Below are 16599 nucleotides of genomic sequence, written 5' to 3'. Positions count from 1 at the left end.
CCTCGTTTCCTCCTGGATGAATAATGACTCATAATTCATGTTTGGCTTGACGTCACCCCCTGCCTCTGAAATCCTTGGAGCCACGGAGACGCGACGATCTCCGGCAAGGGACTGGAACGCCGACCCGACAAAGGGAGGGGAAAATGACGAGAACCCGCACGCCGGGCATCAGCCGCCGTTCAACATTGGCGCTGATGGGCGCCGGTGCGATGAGTGTTGCCGCGCCGTGGGTGGCGCGCGCGCAAGCCAAGACCGTCAAGATCGGCATGCCGACGATTTTGTCGGGCCGCGTCGCGCAACTCGGCACGTCGTCGCGCAATGCGGTGATGCTCGAGGTCGACAAGGTCAACGCGGCCGGCGGTCTTGCCGGCCGACAGATCGAGATGGTGGTCCGCGACTCCAAGGGCGCGCCGCAGGAAGCCGCTCGCGTCGCGCGCGAACTCGTCAATACCGACGGCTGCGAGCTGCTGCTCGACGGCGAGGCGTCGTCCGGATCGTTCGCGGTGCACGAGGTCGCGCGCGATCTCGGCGTGCTCTGTATTCACACCAACTCAGAAGCCTCCTCGCTCACGGCCGATCCGAAGCAGCACATTCCGAACGCGTTCCGCTGCGTCCGTCAGGGCATTCACGATTCCATCGTCGGCGGCAGCTACGCGGCCGGCATTGCCAAGGCCAAGGGCCTGAAGAAATGGGCGACCTGCTCGCCGGATTACGCCTATGGCCGCGACACCACCGGCGAGTTCACGCTGTACCTGAAGCGCTTCGCACCCGATGTCGAGGTGATCAGCGAGTCCTGGCCAAAGCTGTTCCAGCCCGATTACACCGAAGTCGTGACGAAGATCCTGCAAGCGAAGCCGCAGGCGCTGTATTCGTGTCTGTGGGGCGGCGATCTCACCTCCTATATCGACCAGGCCAACATCTACGCGATGTTCGCCCAGATGGAGGTGTTCGCGGTCAACATGGCCGACTACACCGCGCTCACTGTGGTGAAGAACCTGCCCAAGGGCATCCACTCCGGCAACCGCTACATCAAGACCTATCCGTCCACGCCGGAGAACGCCGCCTGGGGCGATGCCTACAAGGCCAAGTACAACGAATATCCGACCAACTGGTCGTGGCAGAACGCGACCGCGGTGATGTTCCTCGCTGAAGCCGCCAAGAAGGCGAACTCGACCGACGGCAAGAAGATCGCGGAGGTGCTGGCCGGCCTCACCATCAAGTGCCCGTTCGGCGCCGACGGCACGGTGACGATGCGCGGCGACGATCACACGCTGGTCGGCTACGCCATCGGCTGGGGCACCACGATCCCGCAGGAGCCTTATGTGCCCGAGGTCAAGGCCGGCGACTGGAAGACGATCTTCGAGCTCGAGGCCGAGTGGAAGAAGAGCAAGGGCTACACCTGATCACGCGTAGGGCGGAGATGGGCAACCGCCTCCGCCTTCATTTGGCTTACAGCGCCGCGTCAGGCGCACGACAATGAAAGTGCTCCCGTGGATCTCGACGCGCTCACCGGCTGCCTCACCAGCTCCGCCTGCCTGGTGACGCAAACCACCAGCGGCCTCATCATCGGCATGCTGCTGTTTTTAGTGGCGGTCGGGCTGACGCTGATTTTTGGCGTGCTCAAGATCGTCAATTTCAGCCACGGCGCTTTCTATATGTTCGGCGCCTATTTCGCGATGACGACCTATCACCTCACCGAGAGCTTTGCGCTCGCGATGCTGGCGGGCGCGGCGGGCACCGCGATCCTCGGCCTGATCTTCGAGCGCGTCTTCATGAGCCGCGTCTATGGCGCCGACGTCTTGATGCAGCTCCTCGTCTGCTACGCTTTCGTGCTGATCTTCGACGACGTGGTGCGGCTGATCTGGGGACCTGAATTCAAGTCTATGGGCATGCCGGCGGCGTTCCAGGTGATGCCGCTGTTCATCGCCGGCGGCGTGGTGCCGCCTTATTATCTGCTGCTGATCGGCGTCGCGCTTGTCGCGGCGATCGTGCTCGGCATCGGATTGTCGCGCAGCCGCATCGGCAAGGTGATCCGCGCTGCCGCACACAATCCCGGCATGGTCTCTGCGCTCGGCATCAACACCGGCCTGATCTACGGCGGCGTGTTCGCGCTCGGCGGCATGCTGGCGGGACTGGCCGGTGCGCTTGCCGCCCCCGTGCGCTCGCTGACACCTGGCATGGGATTTTCGGTCCTCATTGAGTCCTTCATCGTCACCGTGATCGGCGGCATGGGCTCGATTGTTGGTGCGCTGGTCGGCGCGTTGTTGATCGGGCTGATCCGCTCGTTCGGCTCGCTCGGCTTTCCGCTGTTCACGGAAGGCCTGATGTATCTGTTCATGGTGATCGTGCTGGTCTCAAAGCCCACTGGCCTGTTCGGCAAGGAGGCGGCATGACCGAACTCGAGGCCGGACGCGCGCAAGCGCTGCTGCCGGTGCGCAGCGGCGCGGCGCTGCAACGCTATCGCGACGTCCTGATCGCGCTGATCGCCTTCGCCGTGCTGGCGAGCTTACCGATGTTCACCGGCAGCGAGGCGCTGCTGGATTTCGTCATTCGCTGCTCGGCCTATGGCCTATTCGCGACCTCGCTCAATTTACTGGTCGGCTACACCGGGCTGACCTCGTTCGGCCACGGCATGTTCTTCGGCCTCGGCGCCTACAGCTTTGGCCTGATCATGCAGAAGCTCGGCGTGCCCATTCCCGTGGCTTTCGTCGCGACGCTGGCGATCACGGCGGTCATCGCGGCCGTGATCGGCGCGATCTGCGTGCGGCTGAAGGACATCTATTTCGCCTTCGTCACGCTGGCCTTCCAGATGCTGATCCACTCGACCATTTTGTCCTGGGCCTCCTTCACCGGCGGCGACCAGGGCCTGCGTGGCGGCATTCCGCGCCCCGTTTTCCTCGGCATTGATCTCGCCAACCACGTCCATCTCTATGTCGCGAGCTGCGCGCTTTTGATCCTCGGCCTGCTCGCGATGCGCCAGATCGCGCAATCGCCGTTTGGCTACACCTTGCGCATGATCCGCGACAACGCCGCGCGTGCGAGCTTCCTCGGCATCGACGTCTGGCGTGCAAAACTCACGGTGTTCGTGCTGGCGGCGCTGTTCGCTTCGATGGGCGGCATGGTGATGGCCCTGTTCGTCTCCGGCGCCTATCCCGAATTCGCCTATTGGACCATCTCGGGCGAGGGCATCTTCATCAACATGCTCGGCGGCGTCTCGACATTCCTCGGGCCGATGGTCGGCACCGTGCTGCTGCTGTTGCTCAACGACACCGTCACGCGTTTCACCGAATACCACGGCATCGTGCTCGGCGTAGTCATCCTGTTCTTCGCGCTGGGCCTGCGCAAAGGCCTGCTCGATTTCGTCGCCGAATGGTACACGCACCGGCGCGACGCAGGCGAGGGGCGCTAGCCATGCTCGAAATCCGCAATCTCGCAAAATCCTTCGGTGGCGTGAAGGCGACCAACGACGTCTCGCTGGACTTTCCCGACGGCTCGCTGACCGCGGTGATCGGCCCGAACGGCGCCGGCAAGAGCACGTTCTTCAACCTGATCACAGGGGCGTTGAAACCGGATTCAGGTCAAGTGTTGCTCGACGGCGTCGATCTCGCCGGCCGCTCGCCGCCGGAAATCGTGCGTCACGGCATCGGCCGCGCTTTTCAGGTGGCCAGCATCTTCAAATCGCTCACGGTGCAGGAAACGATGCTGGCCGCCGTCAGCGCCGACCAGCGCTCATCGGCCGTGCTGCATAAGCGCTTTCCATTGCCCGAGACGCGCGACCGCGCCGAGCATGTGATGGAGCTGTTGAGCTTGGCCAGTAAGCGCCATCGCACGGCCGCAACGCTGTCGCATGGCGACCAGAAGCTGCTCGATATCGCGCTCGCGCTGGTGCTTGAACCAAAAGTGCTGCTGCTGGACGAGCCGACCGCCGGCATGGGTCCGGAAGAACGCTGGCGCATGATCGACAAGGTGCGCGAGCTCTGGGAGACGCAAAAAATCACCGTCGTCTTCATCGAACATGACATGGACATCGTGTTCAAGATCGCCCCAAAAATCGTCGTGCTCTGCTATGGCCGGATCCTCGCAACCGGTACGCCCGACGAGATCCGCAGCAACAGCGCGGTGATCGACGCCTATCTCGGCACCGAACATGCGGGAGCCGCCGCATGAGTGCAGCCATCATCGAAGTCGCCGATCTCGACGTCTACTATGGCACCAGTCAGATCCTGTTCGGCGTCGGCCTCTCCGTGCGGCAGGGTGAGACCATGGCGCTCTTGGGTCGCAACGGTGCCGGCAAGTCGACGACGATGAAAGCGATCATGGGGCTGGCGCCGCCGCGGCGGGGCAGGGTGAGCCTGCGCGGCGCGGTGATCTCCGGTCGGAAGCCTCACCACATCGCGCGCGCCGGTCTCGGCTTCGTGCCGGAGGACCGCCAGATCTTTCCCGAGCACACGGTCGAGGACAATCTCGTCATCGGCAAGAAGAAGGGGCCGGATGGACAGGACGAATGGTCCATCAAGCGTATTTACGAGGTCTTCCCGCTCCTTGAGCCGCTGCGCCATCGCATCGCCGGACGCCTCTCCGGCGGCGAGCAGCAGATGCTCGCGATCGCGCGCACGCTGATGGGCAATCCCGCACTGCTGCTGCTGGATGAGCCGAGCGAAGGGCTCGCGCCGATCATCGTGCAGCGGATCGGCGAGCTGCTGCGGCAGCTCCGTCAGCTCGGTTCGACCGTGCTGATTGCCGAGCAGAACATGCATTTCTGCCTGGGGCTGGCGAGCCACGCCACGGTCATCGACAAGGGCCAGATCGTGTATGCCGCCGGAATCGACGAGCTGAAGGCCAACGACGCCATTCGCCGTCGTTATCTGGCGCTTTAGCCCGCCCCCGGACCGCCAAACCGGTCAAAAGAAGAAAACCATTGCCTCGGGGGTATCAGGCGGAAGGAGTTTCCCCGCCATGGGCCAAAAACGCCAATCGCTTCCATTGCCGTTTTGGGTCGAAACGACGACATTCCATTCAGAATTTGATGGATTGGCACGGCCATGGAACGCACTGGATTTGAACCCTTCGGCGAGCAGCTGGTGTCCGCAACGGACACCCAGCCGAAATCGCGCGCCTCGAAGCTCCTGCTGCGGGCCGGCACCACGGTGTTCTGGTCGCTGGTGGCAGGCATCGTGATCGCGCGCGCCGCCTTCTTCGAGCCGGGCATCTATGACGGCTTCAGCCGCGTCGCCTCGCTGGCCAAAGGCCTGATCTTCTGACCCCGATTATTCCGGGCCGAGCACAGAACTTCTCTCGGCCCTGATATGCCGAAAACTTATTCCCCAATCGGACATCGCTGCGTATAAATCTTTCTCCTCTGGGAGAAATTTGTGTCGCAGAATCAAGCATCCAGCCCGGCCGATTCCAAGCCGGCCACGGCAATCAGCCGTATCATCGGGCTTGTTCCCGGCATCCTCCTCTGCATCGCCGTCGCGGGCGTCTCGGCCCTGCTCGAACGGGCGGAATTGGGCGTTTTCGAGCACCCCTATGTCGAGGCGCTGGTGATGGCCATCCTGCTCGGAATGGCTCTGCGCAGCTTCTGGAAACCCGCGCCGCGCTGGCAGGCCGGCATCGCCTTCAGCGCCAAACAGCTGCTCGAGGTCGCGGTGATGCTGCTGGGGGCCTCGATCAGCTTTGCCGCCATCGCCGCGTCGGGCATCGCGCTACTGGCGTCGATCGCCGCGGTCGTCGTGATTGCGCTCAGCGCCTCTTTCGGCCTTAGCCGCCTGCTCGGGCTCTCGACGCGATTGTCAATCCTGATCGCCTGCGGCAACTCCATCTGCGGCAATTCAGCGATCGCCGCCGTAGCCCCGATCATCGGCGCCAACAACGACGAGATCGCCTCGTCGATCTCCTTCACCGCGATCCTCGGCGTGATGATGGTGCTGGGCCTGCCGCTGCTGATCCCGCTCCTTCAATTGTCGGCCACGCAATACGGCATCCTCGCGGGGCTCACCGTCTACGCGGTGCCTCAGGTGCTCGCGGCGACGGTGCCGGCGGGTCTGATCTCCACCCAAATCGGTACGCTCGTAAAACTGATGCGCGTGCTGATGCTCGGTCCGGTCGTCGTCGGCCTCTCGCTGACGGCCTCGCGCTGGCAGAGCGGCGCCAAGAAGACCAATGTCGGCTTCTTCCGCCTGGTCCCCTGGTTCATCCTCGGCTTCCTCGCGCTGGCGACGCTGCGCTCCCTCGAGATCGTGCCCGCAACAGTGGTGGCTCCGATCACGCGGATCACGGGTTTCCTCACCGTCGTGTCGATGGCGGCTCTTGGCCTCGGCGTTGACGTGAAGGTGCTGGCGAATGTCGGCGGCAGGGTGACGGCGGCCGTGACGCTGTCCCTGATGCTGCTGCTCGGCATCAGCATCGCACTGGTGCACTGGTTCAAGTAAGATAGAGCTGCAGCCGCGAAAGCCTCTTCCTTCTCCCCTTGTGGGGGAGGGTGGCGCGAAGCGCCGGATGAGGGGTTCTATCCACGAGCCCGAACTGTGAGAGGCGAGCTGGCGGAAGCAACCCCTCATCCGCCTTGCCTTCGGCAAGCCACCTTCTCCCACAAGGGGAGAAGGGAAGTAAGAGCGCCAGCGTCGAGAGTGATTCTAAATCACATCCGCCAGCGAATGGCCGTGCAGCTCGATGTTCAGTCCCTGCAGGCCCATGTCGTTGAGCTCGCCGCCCATCGCCTTCAGGCTTTCCTCGCGGATCAGCGACATCAGCCCGCGGCGCAGGGCCAGGAACTCCGACGACATCATCATTGATTGCTGCCGCGGCCGCTCCAGCGGGATCGGGATTTCCGCCTTGATGGAGCCGGGACGCGCGGTCATGCAGTAGACGCGGTCGGAAAGGAAGATCGCTTCGTCGATGTCGTGGGTGACGAACAGCACCGAGATTTTCAGCCGCTGCCACATGTTGGTGAGGATCTGCTGCATGATGACGCGCGTCTGTGCGTCGAGCGCACCGAACGGCTCGTCCAGCAGCAGCACTTTCGGTCCCGTCGCCAGTGCGCGGACGATGCCGACCCGCTGCTTCATGCCGCCGGACAGCTTTTCCGGATAATGCTTCTCGAAGGCTTCGAGGCCCGCGAGTCCCAGCAGCGTCCGCGCGGCGCGTTCGCGCTGCGAGCGCGGCATGCCACGCATCTTCAGGCCGAACTCGACATTCTCCCGCACCGTTTTCCAGGGAAACAGCGAATATTGCTGGAACACCATGCCGCGTTCGGCACTGGGGCCGTTCACGCGCTCGCCGTCGACGGTGACGATGCCGGTGGTTGGCTTGAGGAAGCCGGCGACCGCATTGAGCAGCGTCGATTTTCCGCAGCCGGAGGGGCCGACGATCGAGACGAACTCGCCGGGCTTTACATGGATCTGCGTGTCGGTGACGGCTTCGACCGGTCCCTCGATGCTGTCATAGCTCAGGGAGAAATTCCTGACGTCGATATGGCCCTGCGGTGCTTTGGTCAGGATCTCGTTCATTTCAGCCTCCACGGCATCACCAACTGCCCCGCGCCCCGGATCAACAGGCTCGATCCGAGGCCGAGCACGCCGATCGCGATCATGCCGAGCGCGATGTCGGCATACTGGACCAGCGAATAGGCTTCCCAGGTGAAATAACCGATGCCGTATTGGCCGGAGATCATCTCGGCGGCGATCAGCGACACCCATGCGACGCCCATGCCGACGGTGAGGCCGGTGAAGATGTGCGGCAGCGAGGCCGGAAAATACACCTCGCGGAAGATCGAGCGCTCGCGTGCACCGAGACATTGCGCGGCGCGCACCAGCACGGGGTCGACCAGCGACATGCCGTGCAGCGTATTGATGAGAATCGGGAAGAACGAGCCGAGGAAGGTGATGAAGACGATGCTCTGTTCGTTGGTCGGCCACAGCATGATCGCCATCGGCACCCAGGCGATGGCCGGGATCGGCCGCAGCACTTCCGCCACGGGGAAAACGATCTCGTGCACCAGCTTGAAGCGGCCCATGATCAGGCCGAGTGGCACGCCGACGATGGCGGCAAGCGAGAAGCCGAAGATGATGCGCCGGCAGCTGAGCGCGATGTGCAGCAGGAATTTGGGATCGTGGATCGCCTTGGTGAAGCTGGCGTAGACCGCAAGTGGCGAAGGCACGTTGGTGAAGCGCACGAAGAACACGACGCGATAGGTCGTGAGCAGGTGCCAGACCAGCAGGAAGGCGAGCAGCGAGATGATGCCGATTGCGATCGCGCGCAGGCCGCCTCGGTTAAGTCGATACCAGCGCAGCGCAACAGTGCCGAACGAAGGCGGCGTAACGGCGGGCGCGGGGGCCGCCTCTGCAATGGCCGGCATGCTGTCTTCGGGATGTCTGACGAGGGCGGGGCTGCTCACGTCTTGCCTCCGCCGACCGCCGCCTTCACCGCGTCGTCGAAGCCGAGCACTTTGCCGCTGATCTTGGCAGCATAAGCCTCTGCGTCCTTCTTGAGCAGGAACGGTGCGACTTCGCTATTGCCGACCGCATAGAAGGCCTGGTCGGCGAATAGCTTGATGCCGCGAATGGTATCGAAGACGTAGGCGACGTTGATCTTCTTGCCCTTGGCCTTGAAGTCGGCATAGGCGCCCAGCGTGCAACTGGCCGACGAGAACGGCATGATGCCCGAAGCATCCACCCAGACTTCGCCGGCCTTGCGCGGATCGGTGATCGGCTTCTTGCAGAATGAATCCTCGCCGGAGATCTCGTAATTTTTCGTGCTCGCGAGCTGCGCGTCATAGTCGAGCTTCATCTCGGCATAGGCCTTGCGGATGTAGCTGTCGTCGACCCACTTCTTGGGATCGAACTCCTTCATGCGGCCGAGGTTTTGCAGCACCTTGACGTCGGTTGCGGCCGCATCGATCAGCGCCGGCTTGACCGTGGGATCGGTCGTCATGTTGCCGCTCGGGCCCAGGAAGATGTAGACGACCTCCTTGTTGATGCCGGTCCATTCCTGGATTTTTTCGGCCGCAAGTTTCGGATCGTCACGCAGCCACTGGTTGGCGGCGATCAACGCCTTGAAATAGGCGACGACGACCTCCGGATATTTCTCGGCGAAGTCGGTGCGGACCACGATGCCGTGGAATGTCGGCAGATTGGTCTCGACGCCGTCAAAGATCTTCCGCGCGAAGCCGCGGAACGGCAGCAGCTCGGCGAAAGGAACGAAGTCGGCATGCGCGTCGATCTTCTTTTCCTGAAGGTTGGTCGAGCCGACCTCCGGGCTCTGGCTGACGAGCTGGAAGAAATCAGCCGTGTAGCCGCGGTCCTGCATCGCTTTCAGCACCATGCCGTGCGCGGCGGAGCCGAAGGGCACGCTGACGAGTTTGCCCTTGAGATCGGCGAGATCGTAATAGGGCGAATCCTTGTGAACGACGATGCCGTTGCCGGAGCCGGACAGGCTATAGGCGGCGATGCCGATCAGCCGGCTCTTGCTCTCGGGGTTGCTGTCGAAAGTGAAGCCGTTCACGATCAGCGGGTAGTCGCCCATCATGCCGATCTGCAGCTTGTTCGCCATCATCGCATTGGTAACGGGCGGACCGGACGTGAAGTTCTGCCACTCCAGCTCGAACTTGATGTTGGAATATTTGCCGTCCTTCGGCAGATATTTTTCGAGGAGATGGAGCTGGCGGATGACGACGCCGGCGGTCACCGTGTTGGTGGTGGTGTCCTGCGTCCCGATGCCGAGGGTGACGGTTTCCGCCGAGGCCGGCTGCGCGAGGATTAGCGCCAGCGATGTCACCGACATCGCGATCGAGAGCGTGGGAAGATGGCGGACCATTCTCATCCTCATTCGGTTGGATGTGCTGTGGTTGCCATGATTGGGTGAGGGCACCGGCAGGGCAAATCCGGAATGAGTGCCGCAGTCGATTAGTTGCCGGGAAAAGCTGATTGCATACTCCTTGGGCAGTCCTGCACTATAAAGCCGCTTGCCTGTGCACCACGCCTAGTCGGCGCCCTGACCGCGCATCTCCTCCAGCACGTCGGTCCGGCACACCACGATTTGCGAGCGTTTAGTGACGACGATCCCCTTCTCCTGCATGCGCTTCAGGCTGATCGTGACCCATTGCCGGGTCGCGCCGACCATGTGGGCGATGTCGGCATGAGTGAAGGCGGCTGCGATCACGCGGCCGTCGGCGTCTTCGACACCATAGAGATCGACCAGGTGCAGCAGGAGGTGCGCGAGGCGCTGCGTGATCGAGCGCGTTCCCAGCATCTGGGCCAGTGCCGAGTAGCATTTGCCCTTGAAGGTCAGGCCCTCGATCAGGCCGATCGCGAGGTTGGGGATCTCCACGGCAAGCGATCGCAGCTCCTTGCCGGGCAGGTGCACCACGCTGCAATTGCTGGATGCGACGCCGGACCATTGATGCACGGTGCCCTCGAACACTTCGGGTCCGCCGACGAAATTGCCGACATGCCAGTAGGCCAGCGTGATCTCGCGCCCGAGCGGCGAGGTGTAGAACACGCGAATGCGGCCGCTCTCGATCAGCCAGATACCGTCATGCTTGCCGCCCTGGCTGAACAGCGTCTGGCCGCGATTGAGCACTTTTCGCCGGCCCTGCTTCAGCACCAACTCCCGCTCGCGCGCCGTGAGCTTGTCCATCAGCGGTGGCGGTCCGCCGATCCATTGCTGGTTTTCGGTAAGCAGCAGCGAGGAGCTGCCGGCAGGCCGGACTGCCGGGGGAACCGCCCCGCGAACCGCATTCGCCGCCTGCAACATCGTCTGCCTCCGGAACGTTCAAATCGTTCTAAAGAGGAGCAATGTCCGTGCCAGATGGGGGCGGGCCGCTCACGCGGTGTCATCGCCCGTCTTGCGCGCACTTGCGCGCTGGGGCGGGCGATCCAGTATTCCAGAGACGTCAATGGGATACGGGGAGGCCACGGCGTACTGGATTCCCGCCTGCGCGGGGAATGACAGCGGAGTGTGCAGGGAGATTGAGGCCTAGCGCCCCGCCAAGCTCAACAGATACGGCTTCGGGTAAATCCCCCGGTTATGCCCATCCGAAAACGAGATGTTCAGCCCATAGCCGAGATCGCCGATCTCCGTGATCGCGATGCCGGGAAACGCTTCAGGGAAGCGGCCGTCGAAGCGGGCGCGCGTGCAGTGGGCGCATTTACAGGAGAGACGGAGTTGTTCCGCGGGCACGCTCAGCGCGTCGCCCTCGGTGGTGCGCACGAGGAGCGCCGCGAGATCGGTGCTTGTCTCATATTCGGCCACGGTCGGCGCCACCAGGGTCATGGTCATGACGAACCTCCGATTTCTTTCTACGCCGTCGCGGGCGCGCACGAATAGCAACTAATTGCCAGCGTGGACGCGGCAGCACTGCCTGCTCTTCCATCACCGCCCGCGAAATGTGAAACTAATCGACCGGGAATTTCACTTCCGAATTGCCGGACTCTCCTCTCTCCGAAACCTTGTGCGTCATCGAGGGCCAAGGAGAGACCATGAGCGCATTTCAAAAGGAAACGGTTTTGTCGGTCAGGCACTGGACCGATTCCTTGTTCAGCTTCACCGCGACGCGCGATCCCGGCTTTCGCTTCCAGAACGGCCAGTTCGCGATGATCGGGCTTGAGGTCGAGGGCAAGCCGTTGATGCGGGCCTATAGCATGGCCAGCGCCAATCATGAGGAAGAGCTGGAGTTCTTTTCGATCAAGGTGCAGGACGGTCCGCTGACCTCGCGGCTCCAGAAGATCAGGGAAGGCGACATCATCCTGGTCGGCCGCAAGGCGACGGGCACGCTGATCACCGGTAATCTCATTCCGGGCAAACGCCTGCTGCTGCTCTCGACCGGCACGGGGCTCGCGCCGTTCGCCAGCCTGATCAAGGACCCCGACGTCTACGAGAATTACGAGACCATCGTGCTCGCCCATGGCTGCCGCCAGGTCTCCGAGCTCGCTTATGGCGAGCACCTCGTCGACGGCCTGCGCAATCACGAATTCTTCGGTCCCCTGATCCGCGACAAGCTCGTCTATTACCCGACCGTCACCCGCGAGCCCTTCAAAAATCGTGGTCGCATCACCGATCTGATCGCCTCCAACCAGATGTTCGACGATATCGGGCTAACAGGCCTCGATATCGAGACGGACCGCATCATGCTGTGTGGCAGCCCGGCGATGCTGGAGGAACTCCCCGCGATGTTCTCCGCGCGCGGCTTTGTCGAGGGCAATCACAGCCAGCCCGGCCATTTCGTCATCGAAAAGGCTTTTGTCGAGCGCTGAGGCCAAATCGCTGCCCGGCGACAACTAATTGCTATCGCCGGGACGTCACCTGAACAAATCTGATGCAAAGGCGCCGGACCTTTCGGCGGACCAGGAGCAAGCGATGGCACTAGATCAGATCGTCGACGGACTTTCGGAGGTTTCCTGCGACGTGCTGGTGATCGGCGGCGGCACCGCCGGCCCGATGGCGGCGCTGAAAGCAAAACTGAAGAACCCGAAGGCCAACGTCGTCCTGCTCGAAAAGGCCAACGTCAAGCGCTCCGGCGCGATCTCGATGGGCATGGATGGGCTGAACAACGCCGTCATCCCCGGCTATGCGACGCCGGAGCAGTACACCAAGGAAATCACCATCGCCAATGACGGCATCGTCGACCAGAAGGCGGTCTATAAATACGCGCAGAATTGTTACAAGATCGTCGAGGAGCTCGACAGTTTCGGCATTCGCTTCCTGAAGAACGAGAACGGCGACTACGCGGTCAAGAAGGTGCATCATATCGGCAGTTACGTTCTGCCGATGCCGAACGGCGAGACCGTGAAGAAGGCGCTGTATCGCCAGCTCCGCCGCGCCCGCATCCTGATCTCGAACCGCTACATGGCGACGCGGCTGCTCAAATCCGCCGACGGCCGCATCGCCGGCGCGATCTCGGTCAACACCCGCACCGCCGAAATGCTGGTGATCAAGGCCAAGGCCGTTATCCTGTGCATGGGTGCCGCCGGCCGGCTCGGCCTGCCGACCTCCGGCTACATGTTCGGCACCTACGAGAACGCCGCCAATTCCGGCGACGGCTATGCGATGGCCTATCACGCCGGCGCGGCGCTCGCGAACCTCGAATGCTACCAGATCAATCCGCTGATCAAGGACTATAACGGCCCGGCCTGCGCCTATGTCGCCGGTCCCTTCGGCGCCTTCACTGCCAACAACGAGGGCTCGCGCTTCATCGAATGCGACTACTGGTCCGGCCAGATGATGCTGGAGTTTTACAACGAGCTTCTCTCAGGCAAGGGCCCGGTGTTCCTCCAGCTCAAGCATCTGCATCCGAACACCATCGAAGAAATCGAAACGACGCTGCACAAGGTGGAGCGTCCCACCCGCGGCCTGTTCCAGCAGGGGCGTGGGGTCGACTACCGCAAAGAATCGATCGAGATGCATATCTCGGAGATCGGCTTCTGCTCCGGCCACAGCGCCTCCGGCGTCTTCGTCGACGACAATGCCCGCACCACCGTGCCCGGCCTGTACGCCGCCGGCGACATGGCGAGCGTGCCGCACAATTACATGCTGGGCGCCTTCACCAACGGCGCGGTTGCCGGCGTCGACGCGATGGAATTCGCCGACAATCACGATTTTGCGGAGTTCGATGCGGCCGATGTCGCGGTGGAGCGCGACCGCGTGATGGCGCCGACCAAGCGCGAGGACGGCATTCCGCCGAACCAGGTCGAGTACAAGACCCGCCGCCTCGTCAACGATTATCTCCAGCCGCCAAAAGTCACGCGCAAATACGAGCTCGGCATGCGCCGCCTTGCCGAAGCGCGGCAGGACATGCAGGAACACATGATCGCCCGCAACGCGCACGAGCTGCTCCGCGCGCTCGAAGTGCAGTCGATCATGGACTGCGCCGACATGGCCGTGCATGCCTCGCTCTACCGCGAGGAGAGCCGTTGGGGCCTTTATCACTGGCGCACGGATTTCCCGGAGAAGGACAACGAGAATTGGTTCTGCCACACGCTGCTCTCCAAGCAGGACGGCAAGATGACCAGCGAGAAGCGCGCGGTCGAGCCTTACGTCGTGCCGATCGCCGACGACGAGAAGGACCTCTACGACAAGCAGCGCATCCGCGCCACCGCGTGATCCACCGTACAAGCAACAGGAGACATCAAATGCCTCTCGCGTCCTATCAGACATCGGTTCCGGTGGTCGTTGACGACGCCAAATGCATCGCCGACAAGGGCTGCACCGTCTGCGTCGACGTCTGTCCGCTCGACGTGCTGCGCATCAGCGACATGACCAACAAGGCCTACATGGCCTATGACGAGTGCTGGTACTGCATGCCCTGCGAAGCCGATTGCCCGACCGGCGCCGTCACCGTCAACATTCCCTATCTCTTGAGGTGATCATGTCGAGCCCGTTCGAATCCTACGACGATCTCGAAGACGCCGACGAGCGGCTCCAGGCCGCCGATCCCGGCGAGCGCCGCGTTGCCATCATCGCGCTCGGCCATTCCGGCGATCCCGCTGCCGTCGCCCATCTCGCCAACATGGTTGCCGATCCCGATGCCGGCGTGCGCCAGCAGGTCGCGATGGCGCTCGGCGAGTTCGATGGGCCGGACGCGGCGAGCGCGCTGGTGAAGTTGCTGGTCGATCCTGAAAGGATCGTCGCATCTGCCGCGGCCGACAGCATGGCCGAGTTCAAGGATCCCGCCTGTGCCGAGATCGTTCTGCCGCTGGTCAAACACGCCCACGCCTTCGTCCGCATGGGCGCACTGCGCGCGCTCAAGGAGCTGCGCTGCAAGGACACGCTGAAGCCGGCACTGGAAGCGCTCCAGGACTCCGATGCCGCCGTCCGCGTGCAGGCGATCGGCGTGATCGGCTTCCTCAAGCTGGAAGAATCCATCCCCGCGCTGACCGCGTTGATCAACGATCCCGACGCCCATGTGCGCCGCGCTGCCGTGAGCGCGCTGGCGTTCTCGCACCTGAAGCCGGCGGCCGAGACGATCACGCGCGCTCTGAAGGATAGCGACTGGATGGTCCGCGAGATGGCCGCGGAAACGCTCGGCCTCAACGTCAATGGTTCGCTCGCCGCCGACCAACTCGTCGGCTCGCTTGCCGACGAGTTCTGGCAGGTGCGATTGAAAGCAATCCGCAGCCTCGGCAAGATGAAGATCGAGCGCGCAGTGCGCCCGATCGGCAATTGCGTCAATCACGACCAGGCCAATTTGCGGAAGGAGGCGGCGGCCGCGCTTGGCGAGATCGCTCATCCCGATGGCGAGGCGTTCCTGGCCGTAATCGCCGACGATGCCGATCCTGATGTCCGCAAGAACGCGCGCTGGGCGCTCCAGCAGATCGCGGCCCGCAAGGCGCGGGCAGGGGCATAGCCGAGGGCGTCCTGCCGCTCTGGACTTCCGGGACCAGACGTTTATTGGTCTTCGCCAAGAAACAGCGAGGACGCGGCCATGACGACACTGACAACCAAAGACCTTCTCCCCGAGGATGGAACGAAGGGGACGCTGGTCGGGCGCGTCTGGCTGCCGCAGGCAAACGGCCCGGCCGTGGTCGCCGTGCGCGCCGACGGCGTCTTCGACGTCACGGCCAAATTTCCGACTGTCAGCGCACTCTGCGAAGAGGACAGTCCCGCCAAGGCGCTTGCCGCGACCAAGGGCGAGCGCATCGGCGATCTCGACGCGATCGTGGCCAATACGGCACCTGATGGTCGTGACTCCAAAAAGCCGTGGCTGCTCGCGCCGGTCGATCTCCAGACCTTGAAGGCCGCCGGCGTCACCTTCGCCATCTCAATGCTGGAGCGCGTGATCGAGGAACGCGCAAAAGGCAATCCGGCCTCGGCCGAAGCGATCCGCAAGGAAGTGACGCGGCTGATCGGCGACGATCTGTCAAAGCTCAAGCCGGGCTCGGACCAGGCGATGCATCTGAAGCAGGTGCTGATCGACCAGAACGCCTGGAGCCAGTATCTCGAAGTCGGCATCGGTCCTGATGCCGAGGTCTTCACCAAGGCGCCGACCTTGTCCTCGGTCGGCACCGGCATGGATGCCGGGCTGCATCCGAAGTCGACCTGGAACAATCCGGAGCCGGAGCTGGTGCTGTTCGTGTCGAGCCGCGGCAGGATCGTCGGCGGTGCGCTCGGCAACGACGTCAATTTGCGTGATTTCGAGGGACGCTCGGCGCTGCTGCTGTCGAAGGCCAAGGACAACAACGCGTCCTGCGCGATCGGTCCGCTGCTGCGCCTGTTCGACGACAGTTTTACGCTGGATGACGCGCGAAAACTCGACATCAGCCTGAACGTGAAGGGCGCGGATGGCTTTGTCCTCGACGGCCATTCCTCGATCAGCATGATCAGTCGTGATCCGACTGACCTTGTCGAGCAAACGATCGGCAAGGTGCATCAATATCCCGACGGTTTTGTGCTGTTCCTCGGCACGATGTTCGCACCGGTCAAGGACCGCGATGCGCCGGGGCAGGGGTTCACCCACAAGCGCGACGACATCGTCACGATCGCAGCGCCGCAGCTCGGCAAGCTCGTCAACCGCATGCGCACCAGCGACGAATGCGAGCCCTGGACGTTCGGCATCGGCGCGCTGATGAAGAATTTGGCGCAGCGGAAGGTGATCTAATTTCTTCG

At 63.0% G+C, this 16599-nt stretch carries 17 protein-coding genes; 12 read left to right on the top strand and 5 right to left on the bottom strand.

What is annotated here, in order from left to right:
• Window positions 1-143: 143 nt before the first annotated feature.
• From IVB29_RS01365 to IVB29_RS01335, 7 genes are all read left to right on the top strand, one after another.
• A complete protein-coding gene (locus IVB29_RS01365) occupies window positions 144-1403 on the top strand; it encodes an ABC transporter substrate-binding protein (RefSeq protein WP_247501588.1) in 1260 nt (419 codons plus the stop codon).
• Window positions 1404-1490: 87 nt separating this feature from the next.
• A complete protein-coding gene (locus IVB29_RS01360; RefSeq protein ID WP_247501587.1) occupies window positions 1491-2393 on the top strand; it encodes a branched-chain amino acid ABC transporter permease in 903 nt (300 codons plus the stop codon).
• On the top strand, window positions 2390-3409 hold the full coding sequence (locus tag IVB29_RS01355) for a branched-chain amino acid ABC transporter permease (protein ID WP_247501586.1): 1020 nt from the start codon (window positions 2390-2392) through the stop codon (window positions 3407-3409). Before IVB29_RS01360 ends, IVB29_RS01355 begins: the two co-directional genes overlap by 4 nt.
• A 2-nt stretch (window positions 3410-3411) precedes the next feature.
• Entirely contained in the window at window positions 3412-4167 is a 756-nt protein-coding gene (locus IVB29_RS01350) for an ABC transporter ATP-binding protein (RefSeq protein ID WP_247501585.1), read from the top strand.
• Window positions 4164-4877, top strand: a complete 714-nt coding sequence (locus IVB29_RS01345) for an ABC transporter ATP-binding protein (protein WP_247501584.1) — start codon at window positions 4164-4166, stop codon at window positions 4875-4877. Before IVB29_RS01350 ends, IVB29_RS01345 begins: the two co-directional genes overlap by 4 nt.
• A 165-nt stretch (window positions 4878-5042) precedes the next feature.
• Complete coding sequence (locus IVB29_RS01340; protein ID WP_247501583.1) at window positions 5043-5261, top strand: hypothetical protein; 219 nt, start codon at window positions 5043-5045, stop codon at window positions 5259-5261.
• A gap of 111 nt (window positions 5262-5372) precedes the next feature.
• On the top strand, window positions 5373-6431 hold the full coding sequence (locus IVB29_RS01335; RefSeq protein ID WP_247501582.1) for a putative sulfate exporter family transporter: 1059 nt from the start codon (window positions 5373-5375) through the stop codon (window positions 6429-6431).
• A gap of 204 nt (window positions 6432-6635) precedes the next feature.
• Here the strand turns inward: IVB29_RS01335 and IVB29_RS01330 are convergent, their stop codons facing one another.
• The 5 genes from IVB29_RS01330 to IVB29_RS01310 all read right to left on the bottom strand — a co-directional run bounded on the left by IVB29_RS01330 (window position 6636) and on the right by IVB29_RS01310 (window position 11271).
• Window positions 6636-7508 carry an ABC transporter ATP-binding protein gene (locus tag IVB29_RS01330; protein WP_247501581.1) on the bottom strand — a complete coding sequence of 291 codons (873 nt, stop codon included), beginning with the start codon at window positions 7506-7508 and terminating at the stop codon, window positions 6636-6638.
• Window positions 7505-8395, bottom strand: coding sequence for an ABC transporter permease (locus IVB29_RS01325; protein ID WP_247501580.1), 891 nt, complete (start codon window positions 8393-8395; stop codon window positions 7505-7507). The genes IVB29_RS01330 and IVB29_RS01325 overlap by 4 nt, the downstream gene beginning before the upstream one ends.
• Window positions 8392-9813, bottom strand: a complete 1422-nt coding sequence (locus tag IVB29_RS01320; protein WP_247501579.1) for an ABC transporter substrate-binding protein — start codon at window positions 9811-9813, stop codon at window positions 8392-8394. The genes IVB29_RS01325 and IVB29_RS01320 overlap by 4 nt, the downstream gene beginning before the upstream one ends.
• A gap of 165 nt (window positions 9814-9978) precedes the next feature.
• Complete coding sequence (locus IVB29_RS01315) at window positions 9979-10752, bottom strand: Crp/Fnr family transcriptional regulator (RefSeq protein WP_247501578.1); 774 nt, start codon at window positions 10750-10752, stop codon at window positions 9979-9981.
• Between the two features lie 222 nt (window positions 10753-10974).
• The gene (locus IVB29_RS01310) at window positions 10975-11271 is read right to left on the bottom strand and encodes a gamma-butyrobetaine hydroxylase-like domain-containing protein (RefSeq protein ID WP_247501781.1); all 297 of its coding nucleotides are present in this window, start codon (window positions 11269-11271) and stop codon (window positions 10975-10977) included.
• Window positions 11272-11477: 206 nt separating this feature from the next.
• Here IVB29_RS01310 and IVB29_RS01305 point away from each other — a divergent pair, with 206 nt between their 5' ends.
• The 5 genes from IVB29_RS01305 to IVB29_RS01285 all read left to right on the top strand — a co-directional run bounded on the left by IVB29_RS01305 (window position 11478) and on the right by IVB29_RS01285 (window position 16591).
• On the top strand, window positions 11478-12251 hold the full coding sequence (locus IVB29_RS01305; protein WP_247501577.1) for a ferredoxin--NADP reductase: 774 nt from the start codon (window positions 11478-11480) through the stop codon (window positions 12249-12251).
• 103 nt (window positions 12252-12354) lie between these two features.
• Window positions 12355-14097 carry a fumarate reductase/succinate dehydrogenase flavoprotein subunit gene (locus IVB29_RS01300; RefSeq protein ID WP_247501576.1) on the top strand — a complete coding sequence of 581 codons (1743 nt, stop codon included), beginning with the start codon at window positions 12355-12357 and terminating at the stop codon, window positions 14095-14097.
• 29 nt (window positions 14098-14126) lie between these two features.
• Window positions 14127-14360 (top strand): ferredoxin family protein, encoded by a 234-nt coding sequence (locus IVB29_RS01295; RefSeq protein ID WP_007593252.1) that lies wholly within the window; start codon window positions 14127-14129, stop codon window positions 14358-14360.
• Between the two features lie 2 nt (window positions 14361-14362).
• Entirely contained in the window at window positions 14363-15340 is a 978-nt protein-coding gene (locus IVB29_RS01290; RefSeq protein ID WP_247501575.1) for a HEAT repeat domain-containing protein, read from the top strand.
• A gap of 78 nt (window positions 15341-15418) precedes the next feature.
• Window positions 15419-16591, top strand: coding sequence for a fumarylacetoacetate hydrolase family protein (locus IVB29_RS01285; protein WP_247501574.1), 1173 nt, complete (start codon window positions 15419-15421; stop codon window positions 16589-16591).
• Window positions 16592-16599 lie beyond the last annotated feature (8 nt).

The organism is Bradyrhizobium sp. 1, from assembly GCF_023073315.1.
Lineage (GTDB): Bacteria > Pseudomonadota > Alphaproteobacteria > Rhizobiales > Xanthobacteraceae > Bradyrhizobium.
This window is presented reverse-complemented; position numbering and strand designations above follow the sequence as displayed.